The organism is Caballeronia sp. ATUFL_F2_KS9A (assembly GCF_023630765.1).
Lineage (GTDB): Bacteria > Pseudomonadota > Gammaproteobacteria > Burkholderiales > Burkholderiaceae > Caballeronia > Caballeronia zhejiangensis.
Genome location: NZ_JALQEK010000041.1, coordinates 156,668 through 166,037, shown reverse-complemented (window position 1 = coordinate 166,037; position 9,370 = coordinate 156,668). Strand labels below are relative to the sequence as shown.

Sequence of the window (9,370 nt, the reverse complement as noted above, 5' to 3'; positions counted from 1 at the left end):
ATGAGCGAACATGATTGCGCAATCATGACGAGACACGGCGCTCGGTGCGGCGACTGAGCGCCGACCGTCGAGACAAACGGAGGCGGCAGTGGTTACTCGGAGCAGCATTCCAGACAATGGCAAGCGCACGCGAGTGCGGTGGTTCATTCTCGCGATCATTTTCATCGTTACGGTTTTCAACTATGTAGACCGCGCGACGTTATCGATCGCCGCGCCGAGCATGCGCCACGACCTTGGTTTCGACGCGTTGACAATGGGCATTGCCTTCTCGGCGTTCGGCTGGGCCTACACCGCGATGCAGATTCCCGGCGGTCTCATTCTTGACCGTTTCGGCGCCCGGACCGTGCTCGGCATCAGTCTGATTCTGTGGTCGGCACTGACGTTCGCCCAAGGTTTCGTTCATCTGTTTGCGTCAGCATTCGTGGCGCTCTTTGCCTTGCGCTTCCTGATGGGAATCGCGGAATCGCCGGCGTTCCCGTGCAACAGTCGTCTTACCGTCATGTGGTTCCCGAGCGCCGAGCGCGGTCTCGCGACGTCGGTGTTCCAATTGGCACAGTACTTCGCGCTCGCAGTGTTCACGCCGGTCATGACGTACACCGTGAGCATCTGGGGTTGGCATTACGTCTTCTACACGACCGGCGCTGTGGGCGTTCTTCTAGGATTCTGGTGGCTCAGGTCGGTGCGGGAACCACAGCGCGATCATCGCGTGAGTGCGGCCGAACTTGAGTACATCGCGGCAGGCGGTGGTCTGCCGACCATCGGCGACAGCCCGCAGCCGTTCAAGTGGAAACAGGTGAGGGCAATCGCTGCGAACCGCATGATGATAGGCATCTATATCGGCCAGTTCTGTCTGACGTCGATCACCTGGTTCTTCCTGACGTGGTTCCCGACCTACCTGATCGAAGCGAAAGGCATGTCGATCCTTAAGGTCGGCATGGTGGCGGCGCTGCCGGCAGTGGCAGGTTGCGTGGGCGGGCTTGTCGGTGGCCTCTGGTCCGACTGGATGCTTAAACGCGGTTTCAGTCTCACCGCCTCTCGGAAGACCCCGATCATCTGCGGCCTCGTTCTGTCGAGCACGATCGTGGTTGCCAACTATGTGCATTCGACGACGATTGTGATTCTCGTCATGTCGATTGCGTTCTTCGCCAAGGGCGTCGGCAATTTGGGCTGGTGCATTGTCGGCGACGTTTCACCCAAGCGCGCGATGGGCATCAGCGGCGGAATCTTCAACCTGTGCGGCAATCTCGCGAGCATCGTTACGCCGCTTGCGATCGGCTGGATGATCAAGAGCACCGGGTCGTTTGAAGTCGCGCTGACTTACATCGGTGCGCTGTCGCTGCTTGGCGCGTGCTCATACCTGCTGATCGTCGGAAAACTCCAGCGTCTGGAAACCGACGACGAAGGCGACGGATCGCGCAAGAGCGCCACCGCCTCCCTCAAACCGCGCCACGGCCACTGAGTCGCCGCCTCCCAACACCTTATCGCAAGGAGCCCCTCCCATGAATGCCACATCTTCGCTCATCGCTGGACCGTCGAACGACTCGATCAAGTGGATTCGCGTTGCATCCACGTTTCTTCCGCTCGCCAACCCGATCAGCGACGCCAAAGTCCTGACGGGTCGGCAGAAGCCGATGACAGAGATCGCCATTCTGTTTGTCGAAATCGAGACGGCAGACGGTCATCGCGGGCTCGGCTTCAGTTATTCGAAGCGTGCCGGTGGCCCTGGCCAGTTCGCGCATGCGAAGGAGATCGCTCCTGTGCTCATCGGCGAAGCCCCGAGTGACATCGCTCGATTGTGGGACAAGCTGGCGTGGGCAGGGGCATCGGTAGGGCGCAGTGGCATGGCGGCACAGGCGATCGGCGCGTTCGACGTTGCACTGTGGGACCTGAAGGCTAAACGCGCGAATCTGTCGCTTGCCAAGCTCCTCGGCGCCCACCGCGATTCGGTGCGTTGCTACAACACCTCGGGCGGGTTCCTTCACACGCCACTCGATCAGTTGCTTGTCAACACCGACGCCTCGCGCGAGAAGGGAATCGGCGGGATCAAGCTCAAGGTCGGGCAACCAGACTGTGCGATTGACATTCACCGGGTCCAGACGGTGCGCAAGCATTTGGGTGACGCCTTTCCGTTGATGGTGGATGCCAATCAGCAGTGGGACCGGCCGACCGCTCAACGTATGTGCCGCACCTTCGAGCAGTTCAATTTGATCTGGATCGAGGAGCCGCTCGATTGCTATGACGCGGAAGGTCACGCTGCGCTGGCTGCCCAGTTCGATACGCCGATCGCAACCGGCGAAATGTTGACGAGCGTATCCGAGCACTGGGAGTTCATCCGTCAGCGCGGCGCGGATTACCTGATGCCGGACGCGCCGCGTGTCGGCGGCATTACGCCATTCTTGAAGGTCGCGACGTTGGCTGATCACGCGGGGCTGATGCTGGCGCCGCACTTCGCGATGGAATTGCACGTGCATCTCGCGGCTTGTTATTCCCGTGAACCCTGGGTCGAACATTTCGAATGGCTTGAGCCGCTGTTCAACGAGAAGCTGGAGACGCGTGACGGCCGGATGTTGGTTCCGACACGACCGGGCCTGGGACTCACACTGAGCGACCGCGTAGCAGGCTGGACGGCTCAAGAGGCGGAAGTCGGTATACGCGGCTGACGCAAGGCCGTCAATCAAGGCGACATGGCCGCTCGTCGCTGGGAAGGTGCTTGGGAGAGGTTCGGACGCTCCCGATCAGTTTGTCAGGAGCGCGCGAAAGACCCGTCCGAGGTCTCCACGATAGGCCGTACCCGGCCCATCAGCAGCCAGTCATAGACCAACCGTCTCAATGGCGGAAAGGGGTCGGCTTCAGCCCTTCGGACCACGGTCGTCGCAGAACAACGAGGCGGTAATCCGCGAATTTCGGCTGATGGTCATCAAGGGCCGTCAGAGATTGCATCCGCATCGAATCGTCGCTGCTGCTTCCAGCCCACCGCGCCCGTCCAGCAACCCACAAAAAAGGCGGCACAACCAAGTGCCGCCAATCCAAAAACCAAAACCCCTACCGCACCTTACCCGCCTTCCACGCCGACAGCAGTTGCTCATACTTCACCGTTTCCCCCTTCGGCTTCTCATTGGCAAGCGCCTTCCACGGCGCGTGCTGGTCGGACAGCCACTTCGACGGATCGCTCTGCGCATTCAGCTCCGGCGCGCAAACCTTCATCCCCGCCCGCTGCAAACGGGACAACACCTGGTCCATTTCCTTCGCCAGGTTATCCATCGCAGCCTGCGGCGTCTTCTCACCGGCGACAGCAGTGCCGACGTTCTTCCACCAGAGTTGCGCCATCTTCGGATAGTCGGGCACGTTGTTGCCGGTCGGCGTCCACGCGACGCGCGCCGGGCTGCGATAGAACTCGATCAAGCCGCCGTATTTATCCGCGTTCTTCGTGAAGTAGTCGCTATGAATGTCGGAGTCGCGAATGAACGTGAGACCGACAATCGACTTCTTGAGCGACACGCTCTTCGACGTCACGAACTGCGCGTATAGCCACGCGGCAGCGCGCTGATTCGGCGGCGTCGACTTGAAGAAGGTCCACGAGCCGACGTCCTGATACCCGTTTTGCATGCCCTCCTTCCAGTAAGCGCCGTGCGGGGAGGGCGCCATGCGCCACTTCGGCGTGCCATCCGCATTCGTGACGTTGCCCGGCTTGAGCATCGACGCCGTGAACGCGGTGTACCAGAACACCTGTTGCGCGATGCGTCCCTGCGCGGGCACCGGGCCCGCTTCGCTGAAGGTCATGCCCGACGCTTCCGGTGGCGCGTATTTCTTGAGCCAGTCGATGTATTTGGTCGTCGCGTAGACCGCTGCCGGGCTATTAGTGCCGCCGCCGCGCGATACCGACGCGCCTACCGGATGACAGCCATCAGGCGTCACGCGGATGCCCCATTCGTCGACGGGCATGCCGTTCGGAATGCCCTTGTCGGCTTCGCCCGCCATGGAAAGCCACGCGTCCGTGAAGCGCCAGCCGAGCGACGGGTCTTTCTTGCCGTAATCCATATGGCCGTAGACCTTTTCTCCGTCGATGGTTTTCACGTCGTTCGTAAAGAACTCGGCGATGTCTTCATACGCGGACCAGTTGACCGGCACGCCGAGTTCGTAGCCATATTTCGCCTTGAACTTGTCCTGCAAGTCCTTGCGTGCGAACCAGTCCGCGCGGAACCAGTAAAGGTTCGCGAACTGCTGGTCGGGAAGCTGATAGAGCTTCTTGTCCGGCGCGGTCGTAAAGCTCGTGCCGATGAAATCTTTCAGGTCAAGACCAGGGTTCGTGTATTCCTTGCCTTCGCCCGCCATGTAATCGGATAGCGGAACGATCACGCCATAGCGATAGTGCGTGCCGATCAGGTCCGAGTCCGAAATCCAGCCGTCGTAAATGCTTTGGCCGGATTGCATCGAGGTCTGCAATTTCTCGACGACGTCCCCTTCCTGAATGATGTCGTGCTTCACCTGAATGCCGGTGATTTCACTGAACGCTTTCGCTAGCGTTTTCGATTCGTAGGTGTGCGTGTCGATGGTTTCCGACACGACATGAATCTCTTTGACGCCCTGCGACTTGAGTTTCGCCGCGGTATCGATGAACCATTTCATCTCGTCCATCTGCTGCTGTTTCGACAGCGTGCTGGGTTGAAACTCGCTGTCCACCCATTTCTGCGCCTCGGGCGTTCCCGCCAGAGCCTGGTTCGCGAAGGCACCCGACACGATACTTGCCACTGCCAGCGCGACGATCCGTCTCCTCTGATGCATGGTCTTCTCCTGTGTCTTCCGTGCCCCTTCGATCTTGTCGGCGCCCGCTGGGGGCATCAGCGGAACCGGCAGTTGTCAGTCATCGCTGCATGCGTCGGCTTGCTAGCCTTTCCACATGATCGCGAGCAGCACCAGCACCGAGGCTATGAAGCCCGGCCACGAACTCGAGCCCTCCGCGCTGATCGCAAGCCACGCGAGATTCACATAAGCGGCAGTCAACAGGCCGATGAAAAGGCGATCGCCGCGAGTCGTCGCGATAGGCAGAAAACCCTTGCGTTCATGAGTCGGCGAGCACAGTTCCCATACCGTCATGCCGCCCAGCATCACGACGATGCAGCCGAAAAAAATCGCCACCTCGGGCGTCCAGTACATCCACGTGAACATCACACTCTCCCCATCGCGAAGCCCTTCGCGATGTAGTTGCGCACGAAGTAGATCACGAGCGCGCCGGGAACGATCGTCAGCACGCCCGCAGCCGACAGCACGCCCCAATCCATGCCGGCCGCCGACACGGTGCGCGTCATCACGGCAGCGATAGGTTTCGCATTGACCGAAGTCAGCGTGCGCGCGAGCAGCAGTTCGACCCAGCTGAACATGAAGCAGAAGAAAGCCGTGACACCGACGCCCGACTTGATGAGCGGCAGAAAGATCTTCACGAAGAAGGCGGGAAACGTATAACCGTCGATATACGCGGTTTCGTCGATCTCGCGCGAGACGCCCGACATGAAGCCTTCGAGAATCCATACGGCAAGCGGCACGTTGAAGAGCATGTGCGCGAGTGCGACGGCAATGTACGTGTCGGTCAGGCCGATGCTCGAATAGAGCTGGAAAAACGGCAGCAGGAACACGGCGGGCGGCGTCATGCGGTTGGTGAGCAGCCAGAAGAACATGTGCTTGTCGCCGAGAAAGCGATAACGCGAGAACGCATACGCGGCAGGCAGCGCGACCAGCACGGACATCACCGTGTTCATCAGCACGTAGATGATCGAATTGATGTAGCCCCAGTACCACGAGGGATCGGTGAAGATCACCTTGTAGTTGTCGAACGTCACGTGCTGCGGCAGCGTGGCGAACGTCGACATGGTCTCCTCGTTCGTGCGCAGGGAGATCGACAACATCCAGTAAAGCGGAATCAGCGCGAACAGCATATAGACGACGAGCACCAACGTCCGCATCCAGCGGCGCTTATCCTGCATGGTCGTCTCCTTGCGCAGCGGGGCCGCCTCTGCCGACGCGATTCATCCAGTTATAGAGAATGAAGCACAACAGCAGAATGATCAGGAAATAGATCAGCGAAAAAGCCGCGGCCGGGCCGAGGTCGAACTGGCCGACCGCTTTTTGCGTCAGGTACTGACTGAGGAAGGTCGTGGAATCGCCGGGTCCGCCGCCTGTCAGTACGAACGGCTCCGTGTAGATCATGAAGCTGTCCATGAAGCGCAGCAGCACGGCGATCATCAGCACGCCGCGCATCTTCGGCAACTCGATGTAGCGGAATACCGCAAAGCGGCTTGCGCCATCTATCTCCGCGGCCTGATAGAAGGCGTCCGGAATCGCGCGCAAGCCCGCATAGCACAGCAGCGCGACGAGCGGCGTCCAGTGCCAGATGTCCATCACCAGCACCGTGAGCCATGCGGCGGTGGGACTCGCCGTGTAGTTGTAGTCGAAGCCGAGACTATTGAGCCAGTAGCCGAGCAGTCCGATATCCGGGCGCCCGAAGATTTGCCAGATCGTGCCCACCACGTTCCATGGAATCAGCAACGGCATGGCGAGCACGACGAGCGTCGCCGATGCGCGCCATCCCGAAGCCGGCATCGACAGTGCGAGGCCCACGCCCAATGGAATCTCGAACAGCAGAACGCACGCAGAGAAAATGACCTGTCTGCCGAGTGCCTGGCGCAAATCCGGATCGGTCATGGTGTTGCGAAACCACTCCGTACCGACGAACACATGCTGCGTCGGGCCGATGATGTCCTGCACCGAATAGTTGACCACGGTCATCAGCGGCAGGATCGCGGAGAACGCGACGCAGATGAACACCGGAACGACCAGCAACCACGCTTTCTGATTGACGGGCTTCATCGCGCGGCCTCTTCGGAGATGCGGGTTTCGACTCGTTCGTCGTTGCAGAAGAATACGGTCTCAGGCGCAACCAGATGCAGCCAGGCAGGTCCGTCGACAATCCGCACATGCGGTTCGAGCCTCGCATTGAACACATGGCCGTCGCATTGCGCGGTCACCAGTTGATAGTTGCCGAGTTGCTGTGCGCGAAGCACCCGCGCGTTGAGCGCACCCGCTCCGCCTTCATGCGAAAGCCGTACGAATTCCGGGCGAATCCCCAGCTTGAGCGCGCCGTTTGTCTGCTGATGCGCGGCCCGTAGCGTCGCGAGCGTGCCCGCGTCGAGCGGCAGGCGCTGCGAGCCGATTTTTGCGCCGTCTGCGTCGAGCTCGATCGGACAGAGATTCATGCCCGGACTGCCGATGAAGTAGCCGACAAAAGCGTGATCCGGCCGCAGAAAAAGCGCATCGGCTCCGCCTTTCTGAACGACGCGGCCATTCGTCATGACCACGACTTCATCCGCGAAAGTCAGCGCTTCTACCTGATCGTGCGTCACATAGATAAGCGTGAGCTTGAGTTGCTGATGGATCTTCTTCAACTGCCGGCGCAGCATCCACTTCATCGCGGGATCGATCACGGTGAGCGGTTCGTCGAAGAGAATCGCCGCCACGTCCTTGCGCACGAGGCCGCGCCCGAGCGATATTTTCTGCTTGGCGTCGGCGGCCAGATTGCTCGCCTTGAGCGGCAGGTCGCGCGTCATATCGAGGATTTCCGCGACTTCGTGCACGCGCTTCGTGACCTCGGCGGTCGACATCATCCGATTGCGCAGCGGAAACGCGAGGTTGTCGAACACGGTCATCGTGTCGTAGACCACGGGGAACTGGAACACTTGCGCGATGTTGCGCTCGCGTGCGCCGAGCGCAGTCACGTCGCGTCCGTCGAACAGCACCTTTCCCTCCGACGGCTTGACGAGCCCCGACACGATATTCAGCAGCGTGGTCTTGCCGCAACCCGATGGCCCGAGCAACGCGTAAGCGCCGCCGTCATCCCAGACCATGCTCATGGGTTGAAGCGCGTAGTCGTCGAGCGTCGCGGGGGCCGGTCCGTACGCGTGCCCGAGATTCTGGAACTCAATGCACGCCATGAGCTGCCTCCGGGCTGGACACCAGTTGGGTATCCGCGCCGAACACGAACAGTTCGTCAGGGTCGATGAACACATCGAGCTGCGTGCCGAGCTCGATCTGATGCACGCCCTGCAATTGCGCAACCAGGTCGACCGCGCCGGTCAGCGTGCGCAAGTGCAGGTATGTTTCCGAGCCGCTCAGTTCAGCGAGTTCGAGCCGGCACGCAACGGCGATCGCATGAGCGGCCTTCGCCTCGAGACGCACGTGCCCCGGCCGGATGCCGATGCGGCATGCGCCGTTCGCGGCGAGACCGTGCCGGACCGGAACCTCGACGCCGATCGGCAGACGCGCGCGGCCGTTGCCGCAGTCGCTCGTCAGCATGTTCATCGGCGGGTCGTTGAAGACGGCTGCGGCCGCGACGTTGACCGGTGCGTTATAGACATCGAGCGTGGGACCGAACTGCAGAACCCGGCCTTTATCGACGATTGCCGTATGGCCGCCCAGCAGCAGCGCTTCGAGCGGTTCGGTGGTCGCGTAGACGACCGTCGTCTTGCCGTCGGCGAAAAGCGTGGCCAGTTCGAGGCGCAATTCCTCGCGCAGCTTGTAATCGAGATTGACGAGCGGTTCGTCGAGCAGCACCAGCGACGTGCGCTTCACGAGTGCACGCGCGAGCGCGCAGCGCTGCTGCTGTCCGCCCGACAGTTCGCCTGGCCGCCGCTCCAGCAAATGGTCGATATGCAGTCGGGCCGCGACTTCGTGCACGCGCCGGCGGATTTCGGCAGGGTCGGTTTTTTGCAGACGCAAAGGCGAGGCGATGTTCTCGAACACCGTCATCGCGGGGTAGTTGATGAACTGCTGATAGACCATCGCGAGATTGCGCTGGCGCACGCTGACGCCTGTCACGTTCTGGCCGTCGACGAGCACCCGGCCGTCGTTCGGCCTGTCGAGACCCGCCATCACGCGCATCAGCGTGGTTTTGCCGGCCTGCGTGGGTCCGAGAAGCACGTTGATGGCGCCTGGGACAAGGCGCAAATCCACGCCGTACAGATACGGCTGCCCGCCAGAAACGACACTGACCCGCTCCAGTTCAAGGACCAAATCGCTCTCCTCTCGGCATGCACGACGCCAGCCGCAGAGCTGGCGCTTCAGAATGACGTCAATTGGGTTGCGCTTCGATTACATGCAGCAGCCAGAATGTCCCTTTTGTTGGTTTGCGTTTAAATCGGGGTAAACCTTACGACAGGATGAAATCCGGAAATCGGCTGCGGGCTGGGGGCGATTGGCATGAGATACGTTGAAATAGAGCATTGACTCAATTTCTTTAGACGCACGTTGGACGGTCCGATTGCTGCGTAGCAAAAAGGCGGATTCGTATGCTGCCCGTCGGCACGAACGGCGCATTCGCCGA

At 60.8% G+C, this 9,370-nt stretch carries 8 protein-coding genes; 2 read left to right on the top strand and 6 right to left on the bottom strand.

What is annotated here, in order from left to right:
* Nucleotides 1-88: 88 nt before the first annotated feature.
* Together NCS67_RS26675 and NCS67_RS26670 are read left to right on the top strand one after the other, a co-directional pair.
* Complete coding sequence (locus NCS67_RS26675) at nt 89-1,459, top strand: MFS transporter (RefSeq protein WP_250437325.1); 1,371 nt, start codon at nt 89-91, stop codon at nt 1,457-1,459.
* A gap of 40 nt (nt 1,460-1,499) precedes the next feature.
* Complete coding sequence (locus NCS67_RS26670; RefSeq protein WP_250437324.1) at nt 1,500-2,660, top strand: L-talarate/galactarate dehydratase; 1,161 nt, start codon at nt 1,500-1,502, stop codon at nt 2,658-2,660.
* Nucleotides 2,661-3,042: 382 nt separating this feature from the next.
* Here the strand turns inward: NCS67_RS26670 and NCS67_RS26665 are convergent, their stop codons facing one another.
* The 6 genes from NCS67_RS26665 to NCS67_RS26640 all read right to left on the bottom strand — a co-directional run bounded on the left by NCS67_RS26665 (nt 3,043) and on the right by NCS67_RS26640 (nt 9,060).
* Entirely contained in the window at nt 3,043-4,782 is a 1,740-nt protein-coding gene (locus NCS67_RS26665) for an ABC transporter substrate-binding protein (protein WP_008346806.1), read from the bottom strand.
* Nucleotides 4,783-4,884: 102 nt separating this feature from the next.
* Entirely contained in the window at nt 4,885-5,166 is a 282-nt protein-coding gene (locus tag NCS67_RS26660; protein ID WP_008346804.1) for a DUF2160 domain-containing protein, read from the bottom strand.
* Nucleotides 5,166-5,978, bottom strand: coding sequence for a carbohydrate ABC transporter permease (locus NCS67_RS26655; protein ID WP_008346802.1), 813 nt, complete (start codon nt 5,976-5,978; stop codon nt 5,166-5,168). The genes NCS67_RS26660 and NCS67_RS26655 overlap by 1 nt, the downstream gene beginning before the upstream one ends.
* Complete coding sequence (locus NCS67_RS26650; RefSeq protein ID WP_008346800.1) at nt 5,968-6,861, bottom strand: carbohydrate ABC transporter permease; 894 nt, start codon at nt 6,859-6,861, stop codon at nt 5,968-5,970. Before NCS67_RS26650 ends, NCS67_RS26655 begins: the two co-directional genes overlap by 11 nt.
* Nucleotides 6,858-7,982, bottom strand: a complete 1,125-nt coding sequence (locus NCS67_RS26645) for an ABC transporter ATP-binding protein (protein ID WP_250437323.1) — start codon at nt 7,980-7,982, stop codon at nt 6,858-6,860. The genes NCS67_RS26650 and NCS67_RS26645 overlap by 4 nt, the downstream gene beginning before the upstream one ends.
* Nucleotides 7,969-9,060, bottom strand: a complete 1,092-nt coding sequence (locus NCS67_RS26640) for an ABC transporter ATP-binding protein (protein WP_250437321.1) — start codon at nt 9,058-9,060, stop codon at nt 7,969-7,971. The genes NCS67_RS26645 and NCS67_RS26640 overlap by 14 nt, the downstream gene beginning before the upstream one ends.
* Between the last annotated feature and the right edge of the window lie 310 nt (nt 9,061-9,370).